Raw genomic sequence first — 25,331 nt, 5'->3', positions numbered from 1 at the left:
GGCTAGGCTCAAGACCGTGGAGCCGTACGAAGAGACAGCCGCACACGACACTCCGGCCCCGGGACGCAGGCCCTGGGTGGTCGGGGTGTCGGGCGCGTCCGGGACGCCGTATGCCGCCGCCGTGGTGCGGGGGTTGCTGGCCGCCGGTGAGGCCGTGGACCTGGTGGTGAGCCGCGCTTCGCGGCTGACGCTGCTGGACGAGACCGGGATCAAGTTCCGGGACGCGCACTGGCGGGAGGATCTGCGCGACTGGCTGGAGCTGGGCGCGGACGGGAAGCCGCACACGTTCGAGGTGGACCTCGCGGACGTGCGGTACTGGCCGGCGGGGGATCTCGCCGCGGGGCCGTCGTCGGGTTCGTACCCGGTCAAGGGGATGCTGATCGTCCCGGCGAGCACGGCCTGTGTGGCCGGGGTGGCGCTGGGGCTCTCGAAGGACCTGCTGCAGCGCGCGGCGAGCGTGATGCTCAAGGAGCGGCGCCGGCTGGTGGTCGCGGTGCGCGAGACGCCGCTGAGCGGTCAGACGCTCAAGCAGCTGGTGGCGCTCGACGAGGCGGGCGCAGTGGTGCTGCCCGCCTCTCCGGCGTTCTACGCGGGTGCGACGCACATCCAGGATCTGGTGGATTTCGTCGCGGGGCGGGTGCTGGACGCGGCGGGTGTGCCGCACCAGCTGTACCGCCGGTGGAAGGGAGAGCTGGGTGAAGCGCGCTCCCGGTCCGGGGGTTAGCGCTTCTTGGTGCGCGCGGTGCGGGCCGCCTTGGCCTCGGCGCGACGCTCGGCGAACTGATGGGCACGCGAGCGGTTGGCCGTGTCCTGCAGCTCGCGCATACGGGCGTAGGCCATCTCGATCGTGTACACGGGAAGATCACTCCTGAAGGATCGTCGTTGATCTAGCGGATCTTGCGAGAAATCACAGGGCGTTGACCCCTGTATGCCTTAGATTCTACATGCAAAGCGACGAGTTCGCTCATTATTTGAAAGGTGCCAGGCAATGGACGCGGTGGACAGGCAGCTCATCCAGGCCCTCCGGGAGAACGGCCGGGCGTCGTACGCGGAGCTGGGCCGGCTCGTCGGCCTCTCCGGGCCGAGCGTCACGGACCGGATCAACCGCCTGGAGGCGGCGGGTGTGATCACCGGCTACCGCGCGACCGTCGACGCCACGTCGCTCGGCCTCGGTGTCACGGCGCTGATCGGCATCCAGCTCTCCGACGCGGCGGACCACGAGGACGTGGCGCGCCGCCTGCGGGACCTGGAGGAGATCGAGGACTGCTGGTTCATCGCGGGCGACGACTCGTACATGCTCAAGGTCCGCGTCGGGGACGTGGACGGTCTGGAGCGCACGATCCGGCGGCTGTCGGGCACCAAGGGCGTGAGCCGGACGCGCACGACGATCGTGCTGTCCACGAAGTGGGAGAACCGCGTGGGGGAGCTTCCCGAGGAGGCGTAGGGGGTGCCGGGCCGCCGGAGGGCGGGGGAGTAACCTCGGTGAGGTTGCAGAAGCAGATGGGAGAGGCGGACTCGTGGACGCTGGGCTGAAGCGTGAGCTGGAGGAGAAGGTCCACGCGGGTGAGCGGTTGACCCGTGAGGACGGTATCGCCCTCTATGAGTCCGATGACCTGGCGTGGCTGGGTGGTCTCGCCCATGAGGTGCGGACGCGGAAGAACGGCGATGTCGTTCACTTCAACGTCAACCGTCATCTGAACATGACGAATGTGTGCACGGCGTCGTGTGCGTACTGCTCGTTCCAGCGGAAGCCGGGTGAGAAGGATGCTTACACGATGCGGATCGAGGAGGCCGTCCGCCTGGCGAAGGCGATGGAGAACGAGAACCTCACCGAGCTGCACATCGTCAACGGTCTGCATCCGACGCTGCCGTGGCGCTACTACCCGCGTTCCCTGCGGGCGTTGAAGGAAGCGCTGCCGAGTGTGTCGCTGAAGGCGTTCACGGCGACCGAGATCCAGCACTTCGAGAAGATCTCCGGCATGCCCGCCTCGGAGATCCTGGACGAGCTGATCGATGCGGGTCTTGAGTCGCTGACCGGTGGCGGTGCGGAGATCTTCGACTGGGAAGTCCGTCAGCACATCGTCGACCACGACACCCACTGGGAGGACTGGTCGCGCATCCACCGCCTCGCGCACTCCAAGGGCCTCAAGACCCCGTCGACGATGCTGTACGGGCACATCGAGGAGCCCCGCCACCGTGTGGACCACGTGCTGCGGCTGCGTGAGCTGCAGGACGAGACCGGTGGTTTCCAGGTCTTCATCCCGCTGCGCTACCAGCACGACTTCGTCGACATGAAGGACGGCAAGGTCCGTAACCGTCTCCAGGCGCGCACGAGTATGGCGACGGGTGCGGAGGCGTTGAAGACGTTCGCCGTCTCGCGTCTGCTGTTCGACAATGTGCCGCATGTGAAGGTGTTCTGGGTGATGCACGGTGTGCAGACGGCTCAGCTGGCGTTGCAGCACGGTGCGGATGACATGGATGGTTCGGTCGTCGAGTACAAGATCACGCATGATGCGGACAATTACGGTACGCCGAACAAGCTGACGCGTGATGATCTGCTGGATCTGATCCGGGATGCGGGTTTCCGTCCGGTGGAGCGGAACACGCGGTACGAGGTGATCCGTGAGTACCCGGGTCCTGACGCGTCGCTGCGCGAGTCGCCCCAGCCCATGCGCGTCTGATCCGCACAGCTCGTGAGGAAGCCCCGGTGGACACCGTCCGCCGGGGCTTTCCCTATTGCGGCGCCGCACCATGTAATGGTTGCATTGCCACTATGCCGCTTACCTGTATACGTGACCCCGAGCTGACCCCGGCCCTCCGTGAGGAGTTGCTCCGCCTGTGGGTGGACGTCACCCGGGCCGGCGGCTCCGTCGGCTTCGTGCCGCCGGTGACCGCCGACGAGGTGCGGCCCGTGGCGGACGCGCTGACCGGTGACGTCGCCGGGGGCAGGGCGCGCATGCTCGGGGTGTACGACGAGGGGCGGCTGGCCGGGACCACGTTCTTCAGGCTCAACGCGAATCCGTTGATGCACCACTGGTGCACCCTGGTCACCGTGATGATCCACCCCTCGCTCCAAGGCGGCGGCCGGGGGCGGCAGATGCTGGGCGAGGCGGTGGAGATGGCCCGTGACCTGGGCTTCGAGGCGCTCCGGCTCGAAGCGCGCGGCGGCATGGGGTTGGAGAACTTCTACGCGGGCTGCGGCTTCAAGGAGGTCGGCCGGGTGCCCGCGGGCATCCGCGTGGCGGCCGGTGACGACCGCGACGACATCACGATGTGGCGCCCACTGGACTGATCGCCTTCCGGTCGTGCTTGACTGGAGAGCGACCCTTTCGGTTGTCGTTGAGAAGAAGGTCCCGTCCGTGAGTAGCCAGAAGTTCGCCTCGCTCCGCTACACCGCCCTGCGGTTCGGCTTGCTCATCGCCTGCTTCGCCGTCGTCTGGGTGCTCTGCTCGCTGCACGCCATCCCGCTCGGCGCGAACAACTCGAACCTCATCTGGATGGTGCTGCTCGCGCTCGTCCTCTCCGCCCCGCTGAGCTGGGTGCTGCTGCGCAAGCAGCGTGACGCGATGTCGGAGCAGATCGTGGAGCGCGTGGACCGCGCCAAGGCCCGCTTCGAGGCCAACGCGAGCCAGGAGGACGGGGCGGCCTGAGCCTCCCGTATCCGGACCGATCGCCCTAATCGGGTGTAAGTCTCCTCACATCACCGCAACGCCCCGCCGTGGAGCAGCCGCTCCACGGCGGGGCGTTGACGTTTTCCGCGCCCCTCGGGTCGCCGTGGACCCAAAGAAGACCTTTGAGGCACCCAAAGCGTCAGTGTTAACGTATTGGACATGAAGACAGCAGCAGCGCACCGATCCCCCATGAGCCCCGCGCTCGTGGCGCGCCTGCACGTCGATCTTTGCCGCTGTGTCTCCGCGGCTTGTTGCCGCCGCTGACGTATGTCGACCCGGCCGGAGATCCCGCAGCACGTACGGACCTCCCTGGCGCCCACGCCCTTTTTCTTGACTTCCGGAGCTTCCGTTGTCCTCGACACCCGTGTCGTCCCAGGCGTCCCTGCGCGGGCGCATACCCAAGGTCCCGTTCTGGGGCCAGATCCTGCTCGGTCTCGTGCTCGGCGCCCTCCTCGGCTGGGCCGCCAAGAGCGGTGACATCCACTGGCTCGAGGTCACCCTCGGCAAGATCGGCGACATCTTCGTCCAGTTGCTGATGGTGGTGATCGCCCCGCTGGTGTTCTTCGCCATCCTGGTGTCGATCACCAATCTGCGGAACGTCTCCAACGCCGCCCGGCTGGCGACCCGCACGCTGATGTGGTTCATGATCACGTCGCTGATCGCGGTCGTCATCGGCCTGGCGATCGGCCTGCTCACCGACCCCGGCTCCGGCACCGGCCTCACCGCGGCCGACGGCAAGATGCCCAAGAAGCACGGCTCCTGGCTGGACTTCCTCACCGGGATCATCCCGACCGACATCATCACGCCGTTCAGCAAGCTCGAAGTCATGCAGATCGTCTTCATGGCCGTGGTCGCGGGCATCGCGATCCTCCAGGTCGGCGCCAAGGCCAAGCCCGTGCTCGACTTCAGCCAGGCCGCCCTGGAGCTGCTCCAGAAGGTGCTCTGGTGGGTCATCCGGCTCGCCCCGCTCGGCAGCCTGGGCCTGGTCGGCACGGCCATCGCCACCTACGGCTGGGACCTGATCGGGAAGTACGCGACGTTCACCGCCGACATCTACGTCGGCTGCGCCATCGTGCTGTTCGGCGTCTACCCGCTGCTGCTGGCCACCGTCGCCAAGGTCAACCCGCTCCAGTTCTTCAAGGGTGCCTGGCCCGCCATTCAGCTGGCCTTCGTCTCCCGCTCCTCCGTGGGCACGATGCCGCTGACGCAGAAGGTCACCGAACGCCTGGGCGTGCCCAAGGAGTACGCGAGCTTCGCGGTGCCCTTCGGGTCGACGACCAAGATGGACGGCTGCGCCTCGATCTACCCGGCGATCGCCGCGATCTTCGTGGCGCAGGTCTTCGATGTGCACCTGGACGTCCGGGACTACATCCTGATCGCCTTCGTCTCCGTCGTCGGCTCCGCGGCCACGGCTGGTCTGACCGGTGCCACCGTGATGCTGACCCTGACGCTCTCGACGCTCGGTCTGCCGATGGAGGGCGTGGGTCTGCTGCTCGCCATCGACCCGATCGTGGACATGATGCGCACCGCCACGAACGTCGCCGGCCAGTCGGTGATCCCGATCATCGTGGCCTCGCGGGAGAAGATCCTCGACCGCGAGGCGTACGACTCGGCGACGGCCTCGCCGCTGGATCCGGCCGAGCAGCCCGCTCCGGTGCCCGTCGCCGCGGCCTGATGAAGGTGGCCTGATCCTTTCGGTTCGGCTGTTTCGGCCGGATCTTCCCTCCTCGGCGTCCCTCCTCCCCGTAACATTACCTGCCGGTAACGTTACGGGGGCGGAGGGACGTTTGTCGTGAATGCTGCACAGATCGACGCTGCTGAGGCCGGAACGAAGCCGAAAGGCAGGATCAAGCGCATGCCGCGCGCGGTGCGCGAGCGCCAGATGCTCGACGCCGCCGTCGAGGTCTTCGCACGCCGTGGCTACCGCGCGGCGTCGATGGACGAGATCGCCGAGGTCGCCGGCGCGTCCAAGCCGCTGGTCTATCTCTATCTGAACTCCAAGGAAGAGCTCTTCAGCGCCTGCATACGGCGCGAGGCCGAGGCGCTGATCCTGGCCGTGCGCGAAGGGGTCGACCCGGGCGCGCCCGCCGACCGGCGGCTGTGGAACGGGCTCCGCGGATTCTTCGCGCACACGGCCGCGCACCCCGACGGCTGGGCCGTCCTGCACTGCCAGGCCCGTACGCACGGGGAGCCGTTCGCGCTCGAAGTGGCCGCCCTGCGGCAGGAGCTCGTCGACGTCGTCACCCAGCTGATCGTGGCGACGGCCGCGGAGAACGGCTGCGACGCCCCGCTGCCCTGGCAGGAGGCGTCCGGGCTGGCCCACGCGCTCGTGGGCGCCGCCGAGTCGCTCGCCGGGTGGACCAACGGCCGCACGGACGTGGCCCCGGCCGAGCGGGACACGGCGGAGACGCTGATGAACTTCGCCTGGGCGGGCCTGGACAACCTGATGAACGGGCGGCGCTGGGCGCCCGCCCGTCCATAGGTTCCGCTCCGCCCCCCGTGTGCCGCAGGGCTCAGCGCTCGCCCTTGCGGCGGCGGGCGGCGAGCAGGCCCGCGCCACCGAGGACACCGGCCGCCGCGAGCGCGCCGCCGATCATCCCGGGGTCGGTGTCCGAACGCTTCTCGGGCGCCTCGCCCGCGGCGACACCGCCCTTGGGCAGCTTCTTGGTGTCCGGCGTCTTGACGGCCGCGTCCTTCGCGGAGGTGTCGCGGGCGGCCTCGCCGTTGCGGCTCTTGACGGTGGTCTGGGTGATCTTGCCGGTCTTCTGGTCGAGGGTGACCTTCAGGCCGCCGTCGAGGGTGACGGAGGGGGAGGCCGCGGTGAGCGTGCCGAAGACGAAGCCGTCCGGGCCGGTGATGACGGCCTTGTAGGAGCCGTCGCCGAGCTTGGTGATGACGGCGTACTTCCCGTCGTTCAGCTTCACCGTGCGGGAGGACTCGCCCTTCTTGTCGTCTTTCTTCTGGTCCTTCTTCTTGTCGTCGCCCTGCGTCTTCGCGGTCACGTTCTGGCCGTCGAAGTGCACGTAGATGCCGTCGGTGTAGGTCTGGCCCTTCGAGAGCACCGCGAAGACCTTCCCGCTGCCGATCTCCTTGAGGTACGCCTTGCCGTCCTTGATCTCGGCCTCCATGCCGCCGCCGATGTCGACGGTCTTCCCCGCCGGCTGCGTGCTGCCCGTCGCGCTCGGCGCCGTGTTCGCGTCCGCGGCGAACGCCGCGGTGGGAACCGCTACGGCGCCCGCGAGGACGGTGGCGGCTATGGCGGTGCGAAGTGCGGTGCGAGTGGTGGTGTTCATGTGGCTCTGATCTCCTTACGGAGTTCTGTGTGCCGCCCGTGCGGCGACCCGACACCAAAAAAGTTATTTCGGGCACACCCGTACACGTATCGGCAAAACGGGCAGGGCTGTGCTGGCCGTAAGGACTAGAGAAGGTCTGGAGCGCATGGGCCCCGAGGCGTAGATTGACCGCGATTTACCGCTGAGTAGGTCTACTTGCCGGCAGGAACAGGAGCCGCACGTGTCCGAACCGCACAGCGCAGCCCCCTCCATACCCCACCCGCCCCGGACGACACTGGTGCGCGGCGTCGTCCGCGAGGCCGCCGTGCCGCCGCTCGCCCCGCCCGTGTCCACCGGCTCCCTCGGGGACCTCCCCTTCGACAACGCCGCCGCGGCCCCCACGGACGCCGTGCTCAGCCGCAGACAGCCCGACGGGACCTGGCGCGACGTCACCGCGGCCACCTTCGCCGCGGAGGTGCTCGCCACCGCCAAGGGCCTGATCGCGCACGGCCTGCGGCCCGGCGACCGGCTCGCCATCATGGCCCGTACGACCTACGAGTGGACGCTCCTGGACTTCGCGGCCTGGGCCGCCGGGCTGGTCGGCGTCCCCGTCTACCCCACCTCCTCCGCCCACCAGGTCCACTGGATCCTCCGGGACTCCGGGGCCACCGCCTGCGTCGTCGAGGGCGCGGCCCAGGAGCGGCTGGTCGAGGGTGTCCGCGCGGACCTGCCAGAACTGGCCCACCTGTGGCGCTTCGACGCCGGGGCGATCGGCGCGCTCATGGCCGCAGGACGGGAGCTGCCCGCCTCGGCCGTCACCGAGGCCCGCGCCACCCGCACCCCCGCGGACATCGCCACCCTCATCTACACCTCGGGTACCACCGGCCGCCCCAAGGGCTGCGTCCTCACCCACGGCAACTTCTTCACCGAGGCGGACAGTTCCACCGAGCTGCTCCACCCCCTCTTCAAGGCGACCGCCAAGGCCCCCGCCGCCACCCTCCTCTTCCTTCCGCTCTCCCACGTCTTCGGCCGCACCGTCGCCGTGGCCTGCATGCGGGCGCGCGTACGGGTGGGCCACGCGCCCTCCATCCGGACCGACGACCTCCTCGCCGACCTCGCGGCCTTCCGGCCGACGTTCCTGCTCGCCATCCCCTATGTGCTGGAGAAGGTCTACAACACCGGCCGCGCCACCGCCGAACGGCTCGGCCGCGCCGCCTCCTTCGACCGGGCCGCCCGGATCGCCACCCGCTACGGCGAGGCCGAGGAAGCCCGCCGGCACGGCACGGGACCCGGCCCGGGCCCGGCCCTGCGCGCGGCCCGCGCCCTCTACGACCCGCTCGTCTACCGCCGCATCCGGGCCGCGCTCGGCGGCGAGGTCCGCTACGTCCTCAGCGGCGGCTCACCACTCGGCCACCGCCTCGCCGCCTTCTGCGCGGGCGCGGGCATCGAGGTCTTCGAGGGCTACGGCCTGACCGAGACCACCGCCGCGGTCACCGTCACCCCACCGCTGCGCCCCCGTCTCGGCACGGTCGGCTGGCCGCTGCCCGGCAGCGCCGTACGGATAGCCGACGACGGGGAGGTGCTGCTGCGCGGCGGGCAGGTGTTCTCCGGGTACTGGGACGCCGAGCGCGGCGAGGCCGTCCCCGCGTCGCCCGGCGACTGGTTCGCCACCGGCGACCTGGGCGCGCTCGACGAGGACGGCTACCTCACCATCACCGGCCGCAAGAAGGAACTGATCGTCACCTCCGGCGGCAAGAACGTCGCCCCCGCGCCCCTGGAGGACCGGCTGCGGGCGCACCCGCTGGTCGGCCAGTGCGTCGTCCAGGGCGACAACCGCCCCTACGTCACGGCACTGTTGACGCTCGAAGCGGACGGTCTGGCGCACTGGGTGCGGATGCGGGGGAAGTCCGCGGTCCCGATGGACGACCTGGTGCGGGACCCGGAGCTCCTCGCCGAGCTCCAGCGGGCGGTGGACGACGCGAACTCCCTCGTCTCACAGGCGGAGTCGATCCGCCGGTTCGCGGTGCTCCCGGTGGATTTCACGGAGGAGTCGGGGCACTTGACGCCGTCCCTGAAGCTTCGCCGGGCGGTGATCGCCCGGGATTTCACGGCGGAGGTGGAGGCACTGTACGAGCGCTGACGCGCGTCTTCCCCCACCCCGCCCCTTCCCGAACTGGGGCTCTGCCCCAGACCCCGGAGCCCGCTTCGCGCGCTGTCCTCAAACGCCGGACGGGCTGAATTCAGCCCGTCCGGCGATTGAGGACGCGCCCGAAGGGCGCCCCCGCCGCAGACGGCGACGAGACCGCACCCGAACGTGGGCCCAGGGCGGAGCCCAAGTGGCTAGCAGTTACTCCCGGCCGGCTCATCCGCGAAGCGATGCGCCAGCCAGTTCGCCGCCGGGATCGATTCCGTGATCGCGCCCAGGACGTGCTCGCCCAGCGGCAGCGCATGCCACTGCACCGGCACACCCTTCGCGCACCAGTCCGCGCGCAGCTGTTGCCCGATCGCGTACGGGATCAGCTCGTCGATCACCCCGTGATAGAGGTAGACGGGCCGGTCGGGTGCGTGCGAGCCGAGGTTCGAGGCGCGCAGGACGCGCTGCCAGTCCGGCTCGTACAGCGGGTTCCTGACCGTGACGTCGGAGATCCGCTTGAAGAGCCCGGCGACCGTGTTGGCGGCGACGCAGTTGTTCTTCAGGAAGCCGACGAGCTGCCGCCCCCGGTCGTTGAGGTACGAGTCGAGCCGGAGCTCGGGGTAGGCCGCGTTCTGGCCGATGGCCGCCATGAGGATGAGGCCCGCGCCGATGTTGCCGTTGTTGTGGTCGGCGGTCTTGAGCAGGTCGGCGGGGACGCCACCGGTGGCGGTGCCCTTGAGGTTGAGCTCGGGGGCGTACGAGTCGTGCAGTTCGGCGGCCCAGCCGCCGGCGTGCCCGCCCTGGGAGTAGCCCATGATGCCCACGGGCGAGTCCTTGGCGAGCCCCGCCTCCGGCAGGCGCAGCGCCGCGCGCGCCGCGTCGAGGACGGCATGGCCCTCGGCGCGGCCGACGATGTAGGTGTGGTCGCCGGGCGTGCCAAGACCTTCGTAGTCGGTGACGGCGACCGCCCAGCCGCGCAGGGTGAGCTGCTGGATGAGGTTGGCCTCCGCCGTGGTGCCGTGGGGGAAGCCCGCCGAGGGGGCGCACTTGTCGGCGAGCCCCACGGTGCCCACCGCGTAGGAGACCAGTGGGCGCGGCCCCGTTCTGCCGTCCCGGGGCACGATCACGGTGCCGGAGACGACGTTGGGTGCGCCCTTGGCGGTGGTGGAGCGGTAAGTGATGTGCCAGGCCCTGGTGTTGGTGGGCTGGCCGGGCAGCGGGTGGAAGGACGTGGGCGCGGAGCTGAGGACGTCGCCGGGGGCCGCGGCGGGGCCCTCCGCCGCGGCGCCCGTGCCCGAGAGGCCGAGCGAGAAGGCCAGCGCGGCGACCGCGGCGAGGGCGGTGGATCGCAGGTGCATACGGCACTCCTGACTGTCGGTGGTACCGGGCCGGTCGGTGCGACCGTAGTGACGCGGGGGTCAGCAGGGCGGTGACCGTGGAGCTCAGCTTTGCTGACCCGGCCGCACCCGGTGCTCCAGGAGGCGGTACGCGCCGGGGGTGGTACCCGTCCAGCGGCGGAACGCCCGGTGGAAGGCGGTGTCCTCGGAGAAGCCCAGCCGCGCCGCCAGTTCGGCGATCGGCTCCCGCCCCTCCGCCAGGCTGCGCACCGCGGCCTCCCGCCTGACCTGGTCCTTCAGCTTCCGGTACGAGGTGCCCTCGTCCTTCAGCCGCCGCCGCAGCGTCGCCGGGCTCACCGCCAGCCGGGCCGCTGTGTGCGCCACTTCCGGCAGCCGGACGGTCCGGCCCTCGCGCAGCGCCCGCGCGAGCGAGTGCCGCACCTGCTCGGCGACCGTCGTCCCGTACTCGCGGCGGCTGAGCAGGCCGGCGGGCGCGTGCCGGAGCAGGGCCTCCAGGCTCGCCTCGTCCCGCACGACGGGGGCGCCGAGCCAGCACGGGTCGAACCCGGCGCGGGTGCGGGGCGCGCCGAAGCGGACGGGGCAGCCGAAGAGGAGGTCGTACTCCCGGGCGTACGGCGGGGCGGGGTGGGCGAACTCCGCCCAGCGCAGGGCGATCCGGCGGCCGATCAGCCAGCCGGCCAGCCGGTGCCAGACGACCATCAGGGACTCGGCGAGGAAGCGGCTCTCGGGGATGTCGCGCAGGTCGCTGCGGACCGTGAAAACGGCTTCCCCCGGCCGGTGTTCGAGCGCGAGGTCGGGGCCGCCGGGGAAGAGCCCGTAGAAGCGGATCCCGCGCTCCATGGCCGCGCCGAGGTCGCGGCAGCCGGCGCAGGCGTAGCACATCATCGCGAACGTGCCGGGCCTGCTGGGAGAGCGGCCGAGGCCGAGGAACTCGTCGCCGGTGGCCCGCCGCACCTCCTTGATCAGCAGGGTGAACTGCTCGGGGGTCACCCGGGCCCCTTCGTCGGCGAGGACGGGGGGCGGGATCCGCGCGCTGTTCAGCAGGGAAACGGTGTCGATGCCGAGCCGTCGGGCTCCGCCGAGAGCGGCCTTGACGTGGTGCACGGTGATCGTGCGGCTCATGGGATCAATTCAAGCCGGTTCGGGGATTGCGAGCATGCCGAAGACAACAGCGTGAACAGAAACGAAAGAAAAGGTGCAAAAGAAAAGCTGAATCGAAAGAATCAGGGCAGGAGGGTAAAAAGCAGGAGCCCCGTCCGCTTCCGTCGAAACGGAAGCGGACAAGGCTCCTTGGGTACTGCAAGCGACCGCGATCGGTCGGACGGTCAAGCCGTCGGATCAGCAGATCCGAAGACTAGGCCGGGGTGACGTTCTCCGCCTGCGGACCCTTCGGGCCCTGCGTGACGTCGAAGGTGACCTGCTGGTTCTCCTCGAGGGAGCGGAAGCCAGCGGCGTTGATCGCGGAGTAGTGGACGAAGACGTCGGGGCCCCCGCCGTCCTGGGCGATGAAGCCAAAGCCCTTTTCAGCGTTGAACCACTTCACGGTTCCGGTAGCCATAAGCCCTCCTTGGGCCAAAGGGTTGCCCTGCTCCAGAACCTGCGAGAAGTCTGAAAACTACAAAAGCCTGCGGGGTCACATGCTCCGCAGGCTCTGTACTGCAAGGGAAACCAAACTGCAACTTGCGGCGAGCCTAGCACGCGAGGTTCTTGCTGCGAAAGAGTGGAAGATCACGCTGTTGGATGGTTTTCCGGGTGTCGCGGCCGGAAAAGATCGACGGTCGGGCACCTGCCGTCAGGCCACCCCGCCCCACCCTTCACGGCGGCACGGGGCTAGCCTCCGGATGTGGACAATTCAGCCTCGGACCGGCGCAGCGGCCGCCCCCGCGTCGGCCATATCCAGTTCCTCAACTGCCTGCCCCTCTACTGGGGGCTCGCCCGCACGGGCACGCTGCTCGACCTGGACCTGACCAAGGACACCCCGGAGAAGCTCAGCGAGCAGCTGGTCCGCGGCGATCTGGACATCGGGCCCGTCACCCTCGTCGAGTTCCTGCGGAACGCCGACGACCTGGTGGCCCTGCCCGACATCGCCGTCGGCTGCGACGGCCCGGTGATGTCCTGCGTGATCGTCTCGCAGGTGCCGCTGGACAAGCTGGACGGCGCCCGGGTCGCGCTCGGCTCCACCTCGCGCACCTCGGTGCGGCTGGCGCAGCTGCTGCTCGCCGAGCAGTACGGCGTGCGGCCCGACTACTACACCTGCCCGCCCGACCTGAGCCTGATGATGCAGGAGGCGGACGCCGCCGTGCTGATCGGGGACGCCGCGCTGCGGGCCTCGCTGCACGACGCGCCGCGGCTCGGCCTGGAGGTCCACGACCTGGGGCAGATGTGGAAGGACTGGACGGGGCTGCCGTTCGTCTTCGCGGTGTGGGCCGTGCGCAAGGACTACCTGGCCCGCTCCCCGCACATCGTCGCCGACGTCCACGAGGCGTTCCTCGCCTCCCGGGACGTCTCGCTCGACGAGGTCGGCAAGGTCGCCGAGCAGGCCGCGCGCTGGGAGGCGTTCGACGCGGAGCTGCTGGAGCGCTACTTCACGACCCTCGACTTCCGCTTCGGTCCCGACCAGCTCGCGGGCGTCACCGAGTTCGCCCGCCGCACGGGCCCGACGACGGGCTTCCCCGCCGACGTCCGGGTGGAACTGCTGAAGCCCTGACCCCCGGAATCGGGGTCAGGGCTTCGAAGCGCGGGTGACGGGCGGCCGGGTCCCGGTGGAACAGCCGGGGCCCGGCGAGCGGGTCAGGAGGCGGGCACGGGGCCTTCCATCTGCTCACTGATCCACTGGATGCTGCCTTCGCCCATGCCCTCGACATAGGTCTTGGCGTTGTGCTCGCCGCCCTGGATCACCTGCAGGCGGGTGTGGATCGGTCCCTTGTTGCCGTACGTCCTGATGAACTGGTCCACCTTGGGGATGACGCTCTTCTCCTTCGTCCCGTACTGGAACGCGAGGTAGACGTCCTGCCCCGGCTTGTTGGCGGCGATCATCGCCTTGGCCAGCAGCTCGGGGTTGTTCTCGTTCTTCTCCTGCTCGTGGCCCTTCCACAGCGGGGAGTCCGGGACGATGTCCGGGCCGGAGGCGATCACGGCCTTGAACTTGTCCGGGTGCTTGAGCACGGCCTTCAGGCCGGAGAAACCGCCGGAGGAGGAGCCCATGAACGCCCAGCCGTCGCGCGACTTGATCGTCCGGAAGTTCTGCTTCATCAGGTCCGGGACGTCCTCGGTGAGCCAGGTGCCCATCTTCGGCTGGCCGGGGATGTCACTGCCGTCCCAGTAGAGCCCGCCGTCGTCCGGCTTGGGGTTGAGGACCGGCATCGCGAGGAGGAAGGGCTTGCTCTTGCCCTCGGAGTACCACTTGGAGATCGACGACTCCAGCTTCAGGCTGTCGTCCATCCAGTAGTTGGCCGGGAAGCCGGGGCCGCCGGGGAGCGCGATCAGCACGGGGAAGCCGCTCTTGGCGAACTTCGGGTCCTCGTACTCCTTGGGCGCCCACACCCAGACCTTGCCCTTGAAGCCGGACTTCTGGCCGTCGTAGGAGACGACGCCGACGTGCGTGCCGTTGCCCAGCGTGCTGGCGATCTTGAAGTCCGCGGCCGGGCCGGTGGGCATCGACACCTTGGAGTTCGCGGGCTGCTCGCCGCCGGTGCCGCCTGCCTGCCCGCCGCCGTTCGGCACCGAGCCGAAGCTGACGGGCTTGCCCTTGTCGGTGAAGGGCGGGATCTCGTAGTAGCTCATGACGGGCCAGGCGATCAGCCCGAGCACGGCTATGGACGCCACCACGATGATCCATCGTTTGGCGCGGGATGCTCGGCGGTGGCCCTGGGACCGGTAGGCCCCATTGGATGAGTGCGTCATCTCGTCGCTCCGGATGATGCTGCTGCCCCGAAGGACATGACGGTTTGTTCCGTCCTGGTGGATGGGTAAATCCGGCTCCGGGGTTCCTGGGACACCCCGTGAATTGAGTCATAGGCTCAAAAGCGGGGTCGTCGGTCCCCCACCGGGGGAGGCGAAAGACCCGATGCAGCCACTGCGTGCGGAAGATCCGCAGGTCATCGGCGCGTACCGGCTGCTGGGGCGGCTCGGGGCGGGCGGCATGGGCCTGGTCTACCTGGGGCGCAGCGCCGGCGGCCGCACGGTCGCGGTCAAGGTCGTGCACCCGCACTTCGCCCTCGACGAGCAGTTCCGGGCGCGCTTCCGCCGCGAGGTGGCGGCGGCCCGGCGGGTGGCGGGGGACGCCCGGCCGGACGGCCGGCAGTGGACCGCGCCCGTGCTGGACGCCGACCCCGACGCCGCCGTCCCCTGGGTGGCGACCGGCTATGTCGCGGGACCCTCGCTCACGGAAGCCGTCCTGGAGACCGGCGCCCAGCCGGAGCCGACCGTACGGGCCCTGGGCGCGGGCCTGGCCGAGGCGCTCGCGGCGGTGCACGCGCTGGGCCTGGTCCACCGGGACATCAAGCCGTCGAACGTGCTGCTCTCCCTGGACGGCCCCCGGCTGATCGACTTCGGCATCGCCCGCGCGTCGGACGCGACGGCGGCCCTGACCGAGACCGGGGTGTCCGTCGGCTCGCCCGGCTACATGGCACCCGAGCAGATCCTCGGGGCGGAGGTGACGGCCGCGGCGGACGTGTTCTCCTACGGGGCGGTCCTCGCCTACGCGGCCACGGGCGAGCCGCCGTTCCCCGGCGACAACTCCGCGGGCCTCCTCTACCGGGTCGTCCACGAGCCGCCCGTGCTCGGCCCGGCCCTCACGGGCGAGCTGCGCCTGCTGATCGAGTCCTGCCTGGCGAAGTCCCCGGCGGACCGCCCCACCCCGTCGGACCTGGCCCGCCGCCTGGCCCCGGCGGAGGGCGCGCGCGGCCTCGTCCGGAGCGGCTGGCTGCCGGCGCCGCTGCTGGAACGGGTGACGCGCCGGGCGGTGGAGCTTCTGGATCTGGAAGCGGACGGGTTCTCGCCGACGCCGACGCCGACTCTTCCCGGGCTTGAAGGAGCCCGCGATCCAGCCCGTCCGGCGTTTGAGGACACCGCGCGGAGCGCGGTTCAGGGGGCCGGGGTCTCCCCGGTTTCGGGAAGGGACGGGGCCGGGGAGAAGAAGACGCGCCGGAGCCGCGTGCTCGTGCTGACGGGGATCACAGCGCTCGCCGCTACGGCGGCCGCCTTCGCCCTGCTGCCCGGCAACGGCAACGGCAGTGCGAAGCCCGCCACCTCCCCGACGGCCCGGGCCGCCACCTCATCCGTACCGAAGGAGTTCCTCGGCACCTGGACCGGCGACGTCCACCAGTCCGACGGCACCCCCAACGGCACAGTGACCGCCGCCGTCTCCGGCGGCGGCACCGGCGCGTACGTGGTCCGCACGACGTACTCCGCGCTGAACGTCCTGGAGTGCCACAGCAAGGCCAAGCTCCTCTCGGCCACCGCCACCGAGCTCACCCTGGAAGAGGTCAGCGACGGCACCCCGGCGCTGGGCTGCACGGGCAACACCTCGAAGATCACGTTCACCCTCACCGGTGGAGACCGGCTCGCCTACGCCTCCGAGGACGCGGCCGGGGGCAGGCCCACGGCGACGCTCAGCAGGAGCGGGCAGTGACCGGACCGGTGGTGGCGGCCGCCATCAGCCGTGTCACAGGGCTGGCGTACGCTGGATCGGTCGTGTCAAACCCCCTCCGAAGGGACGCCCGGTGACCGAGAACGCCGACCTTCAGTCCGTCCTCGACCGTGCCGCTGCCGGTGGCCGGATCTCTCCGGAGGAGGCTCTCGATCTGTACCGCTCCGCGCCGTTGCACGCTCTCGGGGCTGCGGCCGACGCCGCACGCCGCAGGCGGTACGCGGGTGTGGAGCACATCGCGACGTACATCATCGAGCGGAACATCAACTACACGAACTCGTGTGTGACGGCGTGCAAGTTCTGTGCGTTCTACGCCCCGCCGAAGAGCGACAAGGTCTGGACGCGCGGCCTGGACGACATCCTGCGCCGCTGCGCGGAGACCGTCGAGCTGGGCGGCACGCAGATCATGTTCCAGGGCGGGCACCACCCGGATTACGGGGTGGAGTATTACGAGGAGCACTTCGCGGCGATCAAGAAGGAGTTCCCGCAGCTGGTGATCCACTCCCTCGGCGCGTCCGAGGTGGACCACATGGCGCGGATCTCGGGGGTGTCGGCGGAGGAGGCGATCCGCCGCATCCACGCCGCGGGCCTGGACTCCTTCGCGGGTGCGGGTGCGGAGCTGCTTCCGGCGCGGCCGCGTACGGCGATCGCTCCGCTGAAGGAGTCGGGTGAGCGCTGGCTGGAGATCATGGAGCTGGCTCACACGATGGGTGTGGAGTCGACGTCCACGATGCTGATGGGTACGGGTGAGACGAACGCGGAGCGGATCGAGCACTTGCGGATGATCCGTGATGTGCAGGACCGCACGGGTGGTTTCCGTGCGTTCATTCCGTACACGTACCAGCCGGAGAACAACCACCTCAAGGGCCGCACCCAGGCGACGCTGTTCGAGTACCTGCGGATCATCGCGGTCGCCCGTCTCTTCCTCGACAATGTGGCGCACATTCAGGGGTCGTGGCTGACGACGGGCAAGGAGGTCGGCCAGCTGTCGTTGCACTACGGTGCGGACGATCTGGGTTCGATCATGCTGGAGGAGAACGTGGTGTCCTCGGCGGGTGCGAAGCACCGGTCGAACCGGATGGAGATCATCGATCTGATCCGTAAGGCGGGGCGGGTGCCGGCGCAGCGTGCGACGACGTACGAGCACCTGCTGGTGCACGACGACCCGGCGAACGACCCGGTCGACGACCGTGTGGTCTCGCACCTGTCGTCGACCGCGATCGAGGGCGGCACCGCACACCCCGAGCTGAAGATCGTCGCGACCGGCTGACCCGCGGTCGTGCTGACCATCCACTCCGCCGAGCTGCTGATCACCGGCCCCGGCGCGGTCCCGCTGCCCGGCGGGGCCGTCGCCGTGGAGGGTGACCGGATCGCGGCCGTCGGGGCGTACGACGACGTGGCCGCCGCGCACCCGCTGGCCCGCACTCGCTGCTGGCCAGGCGTGCTCACCCCCGGGCTCGTCAACACCCATGCGGCCGCGCTGCTCGAAGCCGCCTACCACCCGGACCCGCGCGAGGCCGCCGAGCTCGGCGAGGAGCCGCTGACCGGGGACCGGCTGACGGCGCTCGGCCTGGACGACACCCGCTGGGGTGGCTCCGCCCGGCGCGGCGCCCAGCGGATGCTGCGGCACGGCACGACCGCGGTGGTCGGCCCCTTCACCCGGGCGTCCGTGCGGCTCGCCGTGGCGCGGGCGGGGCTGGCCCAGGTGCGCCGCCCGGCATCGCCCGGACCTGCGGGCCTCGACCCGCTCGCCGCCCTGCTCCAAGGCACCGCGCCGGACACGGCCTTCGCGGGCACGCTCGCGCCGGGCGCGCGGGCGGACTTCGCGGTCTTCGACGTACGGGACGTCGCCGCGCTCGCGGAGCGGGGTGCGGGGGCCTGCGTGGCCACGGTGCTCGGCGGGCGGCTGGTCTACCGGGCGCGCTGACGCGCGTCAGTGATCCGTAAAGGCGGTTGCGCCGTACGTCAGGGCGGCGTTAACGGATGTCGATCTTCCGTTTTCACCCTTCAGGATGAGAAGCGCGGGGGCGGTGGGACCGGGGGGTTCCCAGCGGTTCCGGGGAGCGGGGGTCCCCGGGAACCACGTCGCTGGCGCAGGCCGTCAGCGAGCCGCCCCCGTCCAGACCCCCGGGGTGCGCAGATCCAGCCCGTCCGGCGATTGAGGACACCGCGCGCCAGCGCGGTCCGGGGTCTGGGGCGGAGCCCCAGTTTCGGGAAGGGGCGGGGATGGGGAAAAAGCCCGCCGCAGGCGAAACGGCGCCGCGCCCGGCAACGGCGGCCCCCACGCACCCGGCCGAGTACCTCGCGGTGAACAATGGGGGCGTGACCCGAGCATCCCTGGACAAGCAGCCGCACGAAGTCGCCGCGATGTTCGACGACGTGGCGGCGAAATACGACCTGACCAACGACGTGCTGTCGCTCGGCCAGGCCCGCCTGTGGCGCAAGGCCGTCGCGCAGGCCGTGAACGCGCGCCCGGGGGAGAAGGTGCTGGACCTCGCGGCCGGTACGGGCACCTCCTCCATGCCGTTCGCCGCGGCGGGCGCGTACGTCGTGCCGTGCGACTTCTCCGTCGGCATGCTGCGCGAGGGCAAGAAGCGCAACCCGTGGCTCCCGCTCACCGCCGGTGACGCGACCCGACTGCCCTTCGCGGACGGCGTGTTCGACGCCGTCACCATTTCCTTCGGGCTGCGCAACGTGCAGGAGACCGACGCGGCGCTGCGCGAGATGCTGCGGGTGACCAAGCCCGGCGGGCGCGTGGTGGTCTGCGAGTTCAGCCAGCCGACGTGGGAGCCGTTCCGCACGGTCTACACCGAGTACCTGATGCGCGCCCTGCCGCCGATCGCGCGGGCCGTGAGCAGCAGCCCCGACGCGTACGTCTATCTCGCCGAGTCGATCCGCGAGTGGCCCGACCAGCCGGCGCTGGCGGCGCGGCTGAAGGGCGCGGGCTGGTCGGACGTGGCCTGGCGCAATCTGACGGGCGGCGTCGTGGCCCTGCACCGCGGTACGAAGGGCCAGGGGTGACCGGTGGGTGGGCAATTGCCCGCCCCGGCCGGACGGCTTCCGGCGCCCGGCTCATAGACTCGACGCATCCAACCCTCCGTCGAATCGGGAGAGCCGACCGTGACCGAGTCCCCCACCGCACACACCGCCGACGTGATCGTCGTCGGTGCTGGCCCGGCCGGCTCCACCACCGCGTACTACCTGGCCAAGGCCGGGCTGGACGTGCTGCTGCTGGAGAAGACGTCGTTCCCGCGCGAGAAGGTGTGCGGTGACGGGCTGACGCCGCGCGCCACCAAGCAGCTCGTGTCGATGGGCATCGACATCTCGGAAGAGGCGGGCTGGCTGCGCAACAAGGGCCTGCGCATCATCGGCGGCGGCGTCCGCCTCCAGCTGGACTGGCCGGATCTCGCCTCCTTCCCCGACTACGGACTCGTCCGCAAGCGCGACGACTTCGACGAGCAGCTCGCGCGGAACGCGGAGAAGGCGGGCGCCCGGCTCCACGAGCGGTGCAACGTCGGCGCGCCGATCATCGACGACCGCACGGGCCGGATCACCGGTGTGCACGCCAAGCTCGGCGAGGACAAGACCCCGGTCACCTTCCACGCCCCGCTCGTCGTCGCCGCCGACGGCAACTCCACGCGCCTGTCGCTCGGGATGGGCCTGCACCGGCGCGAGGACCGCCCGATGGGCGTGGCGGTCCGCACGTACTTCACCTCGCCCCGCCACGACGACGACTACCTGGAGTCGTGGCTGGAGCTGTGGGACCGGCGCGGCCCGCAGGACCGGCTGCTGCCCGGCTACGGCTGGATCTTCGGCATGGGCGACGGCACGAGCAACGTCGGCCTCGGCGTCCTCAACACCTCCGACTCCTTCAAGGAGCTGGACTGGCGCGAGGTCCTCAAGGCCTGGTGCGCCTCGATGCCCGAGGACTGGGGCTACACCCCGGAGAACATGACGGGCCCCATCCGCGGCGCCGCCCTCCCGATGGCCTTCAACCGTCAGCCGCACTACACGCGCGGCCTGCTGCTGGTCGGCGACGCGGGCGGGCTGGTCAACCCGTTCAACGGCGAGGGCATCGCCTACGCCATGGAGTCCGGCCAGATCGCCGCGGACGTCATCGTGCAGGCCCACGCCCGCGCCTCGTACGCCCAGCGCGAGCTGGCCCTCCAGCGCTACCCGAAGATCCTCAAGGACACCTACGGCGGCTACTACACGCTCGGCCGCGCCTTCGTGAAGCTCATCGGCAACCCGAAGGTCATGCAGATCGCCACGCAGCGCGGCCTGACGCACCCGCTGCTGATGAAGTTCACGCTGAAGATGCTGGCGAACCTGACGGACCCCACGGGCGGCGACGCCATGGACCGGATCATCAACGGCCTGAGCAAGGTGGCCCCGCGTTCATGACGACCAGCAGGCCGTGACGGACGCGCTCGTGACAAACGAGTGAGTTTCACCCTTTCGGGTAACTTTCATGCCGTTTCGGCGTGTCCGCTTTGCGGAAGAAATCAGGCAAGCAACCGCCCGCCGTGCGCCACAGCCCCCGTACGGCGGGCGGTCCTTGTGTGAAGTGACCGGGTATGCGAAAGGGCCGCCTTCCCCGAGCGGTGGGGAGTGGCGGCCCTTCGTCGTGCGTCCGTGTGCCGGAGCGCGCGTCACATGACGCGGACGGCACCCGTGGGCATGTCGTAGCTGAGGTCGCGCTCGACCACACCGGCGCTGGGGTTCTGCGCGCCGATGAACTTGCCGCCACCGATGTAGACGGCGACGTGGTAGGCGCTGCCCGCGGAGCCCCAGTAGAGGATGTCGCCGGGCTGGAGGTTGCTCAGGCCGACCTGCGTGCCGGCCGTCGACTGGTCCTGCGAGACCCGCGGCAGGCTGATGCCGATCTGGTTGTACGCGGACATGACCAGGCCGGAGCAGTCGTACGAGGACGAGCCGGTGGCGCCCATGACGTACGCCTTGCCCAGCTGCGCCTGGAGGAAGGAGATCAGCGTGGCCGAGCTGCCGCTGCCGGTCGACTTCGAGGAGGAGGACGACGACGCGGCGGAGGAGGCCTCGTCCGAGGAGTCCGTGGCGGACTTGACGCCGAGGCTCTTGCGCTCGGTGGCGCGGGAGGCGCGGGCCTCGTCCTGCTCGCGCTTCTCCTTCTCCGCTGCGGCCTTCTTCTCCGCGGCGTCGGCGATGCGCTGAGCCTCGTCCTTGGCCTGCTTGGAGGCGTCCTTGGCCGTGTCGTCGGCCTTGTCCTGCTGCGCGCTCTCCTGGTAGCCGAAGGCGGTCTGCTGGGTGGCAGCGGCGCTCTGCGCGATGGAGGAGGAGATCGTCGCGTTGATCGCCGGCATCTCCATCGTGGCCTCGGTGGGCTTCTCGACGGCAGTGGCGGAACCGGCGCCGGCCACGGCCAGGGTGCTGAGGACGCCACCGGCAACACCCGTGCGCACGACCCACGACTGGGTGGCCGTACGGCGGGGCTTCCGGTGGCTGGTTATATGCGCGTTCGGGGACATGGGACAACGGACTATCAGGCCGCGCAGGTTGAGTTCAATAAAAGTGACGTGCGCCACAATTGGCATGCGCGCGCCGAGAATTGGGACATTTGATCACGGCGGAGTCACGGCGCCCCGGGGCCTGCCGGGCGTGAACAGCCGCCTCAGCACGGCGTTTGGCCGCCGGGGATGATCAGCGGCGGGCATATCACCTTTACGGCGAGCGTGTCGAGGCTACCCGGGAAAAGGGGACCCTGAACCTCCCGTGGCGTGGCGCAGCTCACGCCCCGGCGGCCCCCGGCCCCGCGCTCGTGAACCGGAGGGCGGAGCGGCGGGCGAGGACCCCGCCGACTGCCGCCGCCTCAGTGTGCGGCGCCCCTATATCACTTGACGATCACCCTTGCCAATTTGCGTGCAGCGGCCATGTCTTGATAGGGCCGCACCCCTCCGACCAGCGCGGCAGCCGTCAATTGTCACCACTCGTGATCACTCGACCGCTTCGTGTACGAAGATCGGTGCTCATCCGACTTGATGATCGTTCGTCAGGTGGTGGAGATCACAAACGCGGTCGTGCACCCCGTGTCGCAGATCACAGACCGGCGGGCATAGGATGCAGTCGACCCGGGCTTGTGAACTGCCTCACATATGGGTGATCTTCGCGGGGATCTCCAGGAGGCGGCGAGCCCGCCGGGGTCCGGTCAGCCAGCGGTCAGCATCTTTCGGAAGTCGACTGGAAGGAGCGAGGAGCGGTGAACGCCTACGCGCCCATCCTCGTACTGGGAGCCCTCGGAGCAGGCTTCGCGATCTTCTCCGTGGTCATGGCCTCGCTCATCGGGCCCAAGAGGTACAACCGCGCCAAGCTCGAGGCCTACGAATGCGGCATCGAGCCCACACCGCAGCCCGCCGGGGGCGGGCGCTTCCCGATCAAGTACTACCTGACGGCGATGCTCTTCATCGTCTTCGACATCGAGATCGTCTTCCTCTATCCCTGGGCCGTCACCTTCGACGCCCTGGGGCTGTTCGGGCTCGTCGAGATGCTGCTCTTCGTGCTCACCGTCTTCGTCGCCTACGCCTATGTCTGGCGCCGCGGCGGCCTGGAATGGGACTAGGGGGCACCACACCATGGGACTCGAAGAGAAGCTGCCCAGCGGTTTCGCGCTGACCACCGTCGAACAGGCCGCCGGGTGGGTGCGCAAGGCGTCCGTCTTCCCGGCCACCTTCGGACTGGCCTGCTGCGCCATCGAGATGATGACCACCGGCGCCGGGCGCTACGACCTCGCCCGCTTCGGCATGGAGGTCTTCCGCGGCTCACCGCGCCAGGCGGACCTGATGATCGTGGCCGGCCGGGTCAGCCAGAAGATGGCGCCGGTGCTGCGCCAGGTCTACGACCAGATGCCCAACCCGAAATGGGTGATCTCCATGGGTGTCTGCGCCTCCAGCGGCGGCATGTTCAACAACTACGCGATCGTCCAGGGCGTCGACCACATCGTGCCGGTCGACATCTATCTGCCCGGCTGCCCGCCGCGCCCCGAGATGCTGCTGGACGCGATCTTGAAGCTGCACAAGAAGATCCAGGGCGAGAAGCTCGGCGTGAACCGCGAGGAGGCCGCCCGCGAGGCGGAGGAAGCGGCACTCAAGGCCCTGCCGCTGATCGAGATGAAGGGTCTGCTGCGGTGAGCGATCCGAAGAACAACGGCACTTCCCGGTCCAACGGCGTCAACCCCGACAAGGACGTCAACGCCCAGAACCTCCCGGGCCAGCGCGGCGACCAGGGCGAGGCCATCCGCGTCCAGCGCGGCATGTTCGGCGCCCGCAACGGCGGCGACACCTCCGGCTACGGCGGCCTCGTCCGCACCGTACGGCTGCCGGGCGAGTCCGCCCGCCCGTACGGCGGGTGGTTCGACGAGGTCGCAGACGAGCTCGAAGGGGCCCTGGAGGAACAGGGGCTCGCCCCCGAGAACGCCATCGAGAAGACCGTCGTCGACCGCGGCGAGCTCACCTTCCACATCGCCCGCGAGCACCTGCCGCGCGTCGCCCGCACCCTCCGCGACGACCCCGCGCTCCGCTTCGAGCTGTGCACCGGCGTCAGCGGCGTCCACTTCCCGGGTGACAAGGGCCGTGAGCTGCACGCGGTCTACCACCTGCGCTCGATCACCCACAACCGGCTGATCCGGCTGGAGGTCGGCGCCCCCGACAGCGATCCGCACGTGCCCTCGATCGTGGACGTCTATCCCACCAACGACTGGCACGAGCGCGAGACGTACGACTTCTTCGGCCTCGTCTTCGACGGCCACCCGGCGCTCACGCGGATCATGATGCCGGACGACTGGCAGGGCTTCCCGCAGCGCAAGGACTACCCCCTCGGCGGCATCCCCGTCGAATACAAGGGCGCCCAGATCCCGGCTCCGGACCAGCGGAGGTCGTACAGCTGATGAGCACTTCCCCTGCGAGCGCGCGCGACACCACCGAAGGCACCGTATATACGGTCACCGGTGGCGACTGGGACGAGATCGCCGAGGCCGCGAAACAGGCCGACGACGAGCGCATCATCGTCAACATGGGCCCCCAGCACCCCTCCACCCATGGAGTGCTCCGGCTGATCCTGGAGATCGACGGCGAGACCGTCACCGAGGCCCGCTGCGGCATCGGCTATCTCCACACCGGCATCGAGAAGAACCTCGAATTCCGGAACTGGACCCAGGGCACCACCTTCGTCACGCGCATGGACTACCTCACCTCGTTCTACAACGAGACGGCCTACTGCCTCGGCGTGGAGCGGCTGCTGGGCATCGAGGAGCAGATCCCGGACCGGGCCACGGTCGTCCGCGTGCTGCTGATGGAGCTGAACCGTCTCTCCTCCCACCTGGTGGCCATCGCCACCGGCGGAATGGAGCTCGGCGCCACCACGATCATGATCTACGGCTTCCGGGACCGCGAGATGATCCTGGACCTCTACGAGCTGATCACCGGCCTGCGGATGAACCACGCGTACGTACGCCCCGGCGGCCTCGCCCAGGACCTGCCGCCCGGAGCGGTCGACGCGGTGCGCGAGTTCGTGAAGAAGATGCGCAGGAACCTCCCCGAGTACGACAAGCTCGCCACCGGCAACCCGATCTTCAAGGCCCGTATGCAGGACGTCGGTTACCTCGACCTCGCCGGCTGCCTCGCGCTCGGCGCGACCGGCCCCGTCCTGCGCGCCGCCGGGCTCCCGCACGACCTGCGCAAGGCACAGCCCTACTGCGGCTACGACACCTACGACTTCGAGGTGCCGACCGCGGAGACCTGCGACGCCTACGGGCGCTTCCTCATCCGCCTCGAAGAGATGCGGCAGTCCCTGCGGATCGTCGAGCAGTGCCTGGACCGGCTGGCGCCCGGCCCGGTGATGGTCGCCGACAAGAAGATCGCCTGGCCCGCCCAGCTGGCCCTCGGCCCGGACGGCCTCGGCAACTCCCTCGACCACATCAAGAAGATCATGGGCACCTCGATGGAGGCCCTGATCCACCACTTCAAGCTGGTGACGGAGGGCTTCCGGGTGCCGCCCGGCCAGGCGTACGCGGCGGTGGAATCCCCCAAGGGCGAACTCGGCGTGCACGTCGTCAGCGACGGCGGCACCCGCCCCTACCGGGTCCACTTCCGCGACCCGTCCTTCACCAACCTCCAGGCCATGGCGGCGATGTGCGAGGGCGGCCAGGTGGCCGACGTCATCGTCGCCGTCGCGTCCATCGACCCTGTGATGGGAGGCGTCGACCGGTGAGTGATGTTC

The 25,331-nt window shown here is 69.9% G+C and carries 25 protein-coding genes; 18 read left to right on the top strand and 7 right to left on the bottom strand.

Going from position 1 to position 25,331, the window contains the following annotated elements:
- Window positions 1-16 precede the first annotated feature (16 nt).
- Entirely contained in the window at window positions 17-724 is a 708-nt protein-coding gene (locus tag ABD269_RS08825; protein WP_344117217.1) for a UbiX family flavin prenyltransferase, read from the top strand.
- Here ABD269_RS08825 and ABD269_RS08820 read toward each other — a convergent pair.
- On the bottom strand, window positions 721-855 hold the full coding sequence (locus ABD269_RS08820; protein ID WP_344117216.1) for a hypothetical protein: 135 nt from the start codon (window positions 853-855) through the stop codon (window positions 721-723). The two genes, ABD269_RS08825 and ABD269_RS08820, sit on opposite strands and share 4 nt — an antisense overlap.
- Before the next feature lie 133 nt (window positions 856-988).
- Between ABD269_RS08820 and ABD269_RS08815 the strand changes: the two genes are divergently transcribed.
- From ABD269_RS08815 to ABD269_RS08790, 6 genes are all read left to right on the top strand, one after another.
- Window positions 989-1,444 carry an Lrp/AsnC family transcriptional regulator gene (locus ABD269_RS08815; protein WP_116212605.1) on the top strand — a complete coding sequence of 152 codons (456 nt, stop codon included), beginning with the start codon at window positions 989-991 and terminating at the stop codon, window positions 1,442-1,444.
- 73 nt (window positions 1,445-1,517) lie between these two features.
- The gene (mqnE, locus tag ABD269_RS08810) at window positions 1,518-2,681 is read left to right on the top strand and encodes an aminofutalosine synthase MqnE (RefSeq protein WP_344117215.1); all 1,164 of its coding nucleotides are present in this window, start codon (window positions 1,518-1,520) and stop codon (window positions 2,679-2,681) included.
- Between the two features lie 92 nt (window positions 2,682-2,773).
- Entirely contained in the window at window positions 2,774-3,292 is a 519-nt protein-coding gene (locus tag ABD269_RS08805) for a GNAT family N-acetyltransferase (RefSeq protein WP_344117214.1), read from the top strand.
- 67 nt (window positions 3,293-3,359) lie between these two features.
- A complete protein-coding gene (locus ABD269_RS08800; protein ID WP_116212600.1) occupies window positions 3,360-3,650 on the top strand; it encodes a DUF4229 domain-containing protein in 291 nt (96 codons plus the stop codon).
- A gap of 370 nt (window positions 3,651-4,020) precedes the next feature.
- Window positions 4,021-5,346 (top strand): dicarboxylate/amino acid:cation symporter, encoded by a 1,326-nt coding sequence (locus tag ABD269_RS08795; protein WP_301886557.1) that lies wholly within the window; start codon window positions 4,021-4,023, stop codon window positions 5,344-5,346.
- A gap of 180 nt (window positions 5,347-5,526) precedes the next feature.
- Window positions 5,527-6,153: a TetR/AcrR family transcriptional regulator gene (locus ABD269_RS08790; protein WP_301894431.1), complete on the top strand. Its 627-nt coding sequence runs from the start codon at window positions 5,527-5,529 to the stop codon at window positions 6,151-6,153.
- A gap of 31 nt (window positions 6,154-6,184) precedes the next feature.
- On the opposite strand, the gene ABD269_RS08785 is transcribed toward ABD269_RS08790, so the two are convergent.
- Window positions 6,185-6,964: a hypothetical protein gene (locus ABD269_RS08785; protein WP_344117213.1), complete on the bottom strand. Its 780-nt coding sequence runs from the start codon at window positions 6,962-6,964 to the stop codon at window positions 6,185-6,187.
- Window positions 6,965-7,184: 220 nt separating this feature from the next.
- Between ABD269_RS08785 and ABD269_RS08780 the strand changes: the two genes are divergently transcribed.
- Window positions 7,185-9,083, top strand: coding sequence for an AMP-dependent synthetase/ligase (locus tag ABD269_RS08780; protein ID WP_425572854.1), 1,899 nt, complete (start codon window positions 7,185-7,187; stop codon window positions 9,081-9,083).
- Between the two features lie 200 nt (window positions 9,084-9,283).
- Here the strand turns inward: ABD269_RS08780 and ABD269_RS08775 are convergent, their stop codons facing one another.
- The 3 genes from ABD269_RS08775 to ABD269_RS08765 all read right to left on the bottom strand — a co-directional run bounded on the left by ABD269_RS08775 (window position 9,284) and on the right by ABD269_RS08765 (window position 11,993).
- Window positions 9,284-10,435, bottom strand: coding sequence for a lipase family protein (locus tag ABD269_RS08775; RefSeq protein WP_344117212.1), 1,152 nt, complete (start codon window positions 10,433-10,435; stop codon window positions 9,284-9,286).
- A gap of 84 nt (window positions 10,436-10,519) precedes the next feature.
- Window positions 10,520-11,557 carry an AraC family transcriptional regulator gene (locus tag ABD269_RS08770; protein WP_301886560.1) on the bottom strand — a complete coding sequence of 346 codons (1,038 nt, stop codon included), beginning with the start codon at window positions 11,555-11,557 and terminating at the stop codon, window positions 10,520-10,522.
- A gap of 232 nt (window positions 11,558-11,789) precedes the next feature.
- Window positions 11,790-11,993, bottom strand: a complete 204-nt coding sequence (locus ABD269_RS08765; protein ID WP_030067036.1) for a cold-shock protein — start codon at window positions 11,991-11,993, stop codon at window positions 11,790-11,792.
- 285 nt (window positions 11,994-12,278) lie between these two features.
- Between ABD269_RS08765 and ABD269_RS08760 the strand changes: the two genes are divergently transcribed.
- Window positions 12,279-13,142 (top strand): menaquinone biosynthetic enzyme MqnA/MqnD family protein, encoded by an 864-nt coding sequence (locus ABD269_RS08760; protein ID WP_344117210.1) that lies wholly within the window; start codon window positions 12,279-12,281, stop codon window positions 13,140-13,142.
- Between the two features lie 83 nt (window positions 13,143-13,225).
- Here ABD269_RS08760 and ABD269_RS08755 read toward each other — a convergent pair whose 3' ends face one another.
- Window positions 13,226-14,251: an alpha/beta hydrolase gene (locus ABD269_RS08755; RefSeq protein WP_344117276.1), complete on the bottom strand. Its 1,026-nt coding sequence runs from the start codon at window positions 14,249-14,251 to the stop codon at window positions 13,226-13,228.
- Between the two features lie 250 nt (window positions 14,252-14,501).
- Between ABD269_RS08755 and ABD269_RS08750 the strand changes: the two genes are divergently transcribed.
- The 5 genes from ABD269_RS08750 to ABD269_RS08730 all read left to right on the top strand — a co-directional run bounded on the left by ABD269_RS08750 (window position 14,502) and on the right by ABD269_RS08730 (window position 20,489).
- Complete coding sequence (locus ABD269_RS08750) at window positions 14,502-16,067, top strand: serine/threonine-protein kinase (RefSeq protein WP_344117209.1); 1,566 nt, start codon at window positions 14,502-14,504, stop codon at window positions 16,065-16,067.
- 91 nt (window positions 16,068-16,158) lie between these two features.
- Window positions 16,159-17,355 carry a cyclic dehypoxanthinyl futalosine synthase gene (gene mqnC / locus ABD269_RS08745; RefSeq protein WP_344117208.1) on the top strand — a complete coding sequence of 399 codons (1,197 nt, stop codon included), beginning with the start codon at window positions 16,159-16,161 and terminating at the stop codon, window positions 17,353-17,355.
- A gap of 9 nt (window positions 17,356-17,364) precedes the next feature.
- Window positions 17,365-18,012 (top strand): amidohydrolase family protein, encoded by a 648-nt coding sequence (locus tag ABD269_RS08740; RefSeq protein WP_344117207.1) that lies wholly within the window; start codon window positions 17,365-17,367, stop codon window positions 18,010-18,012.
- Window positions 18,013-18,407: 395 nt separating this feature from the next.
- A complete protein-coding gene (locus tag ABD269_RS08735) occupies window positions 18,408-19,106 on the top strand; it encodes a demethylmenaquinone methyltransferase (protein WP_344117206.1) in 699 nt (232 codons plus the stop codon).
- 99 nt (window positions 19,107-19,205) lie between these two features.
- The gene (locus ABD269_RS08730; RefSeq protein WP_301886567.1) at window positions 19,206-20,489 is read left to right on the top strand and encodes a geranylgeranyl reductase family protein; all 1,284 of its coding nucleotides are present in this window, start codon (window positions 19,206-19,208) and stop codon (window positions 20,487-20,489) included.
- 248 nt (window positions 20,490-20,737) lie between these two features.
- On the opposite strand, the gene ABD269_RS08725 is transcribed toward ABD269_RS08730, so the two are convergent.
- Window positions 20,738-21,589 (bottom strand): C40 family peptidase, encoded by an 852-nt coding sequence (locus tag ABD269_RS08725; protein ID WP_344117205.1) that lies wholly within the window; start codon window positions 21,587-21,589, stop codon window positions 20,738-20,740.
- Window positions 21,590-22,317: 728 nt separating this feature from the next.
- On the opposite strand from ABD269_RS08725, the gene ABD269_RS08720 reads away from it, so the two are divergent.
- Genes ABD269_RS08720 through ABD269_RS08705 form a run of 4 tightly spaced genes read left to right on the top strand, consistent with a single transcriptional unit; the run spans window position 22,318 to window position 25,322 of the window.
- Window positions 22,318-22,677 carry an NADH-quinone oxidoreductase subunit A gene (locus ABD269_RS08720; RefSeq protein WP_058047631.1) on the top strand — a complete coding sequence of 120 codons (360 nt, stop codon included), beginning with the start codon at window positions 22,318-22,320 and terminating at the stop codon, window positions 22,675-22,677.
- A 13-nt stretch (window positions 22,678-22,690) separates the two neighbouring features.
- The gene (locus ABD269_RS08715) at window positions 22,691-23,245 is read left to right on the top strand and encodes a NuoB/complex I 20 kDa subunit family protein (RefSeq protein WP_301886569.1); all 555 of its coding nucleotides are present in this window, start codon (window positions 22,691-22,693) and stop codon (window positions 23,243-23,245) included.
- The gene (locus ABD269_RS08710) at window positions 23,242-24,000 is read left to right on the top strand and encodes an NADH-quinone oxidoreductase subunit C (RefSeq protein WP_344117204.1); all 759 of its coding nucleotides are present in this window, start codon (window positions 23,242-23,244) and stop codon (window positions 23,998-24,000) included. The genes ABD269_RS08715 and ABD269_RS08710 overlap by 4 nt, the downstream gene beginning before the upstream one ends.
- On the top strand, window positions 24,000-25,322 hold the full coding sequence (locus ABD269_RS08705) for an NADH-quinone oxidoreductase subunit D (protein WP_301886571.1): 1,323 nt from the start codon (window positions 24,000-24,002) through the stop codon (window positions 25,320-25,322). Before ABD269_RS08710 ends, ABD269_RS08705 begins: the two co-directional genes overlap by 1 nt.
- The last annotated feature ends 9 nt before the right edge of the window (window positions 25,323-25,331 follow it).

Origin of the sequence: Streptomyces blastmyceticus, assembly GCF_039521185.1 — a bacterium.
Lineage (GTDB): Bacteria > Actinomycetota > Actinomycetes > Streptomycetales > Streptomycetaceae > Streptomyces > Streptomyces blastmyceticus.
Note: the sequence above shows the minus strand (reverse complement) of the source record. Positions and strands in the feature narration are given on the sequence as shown.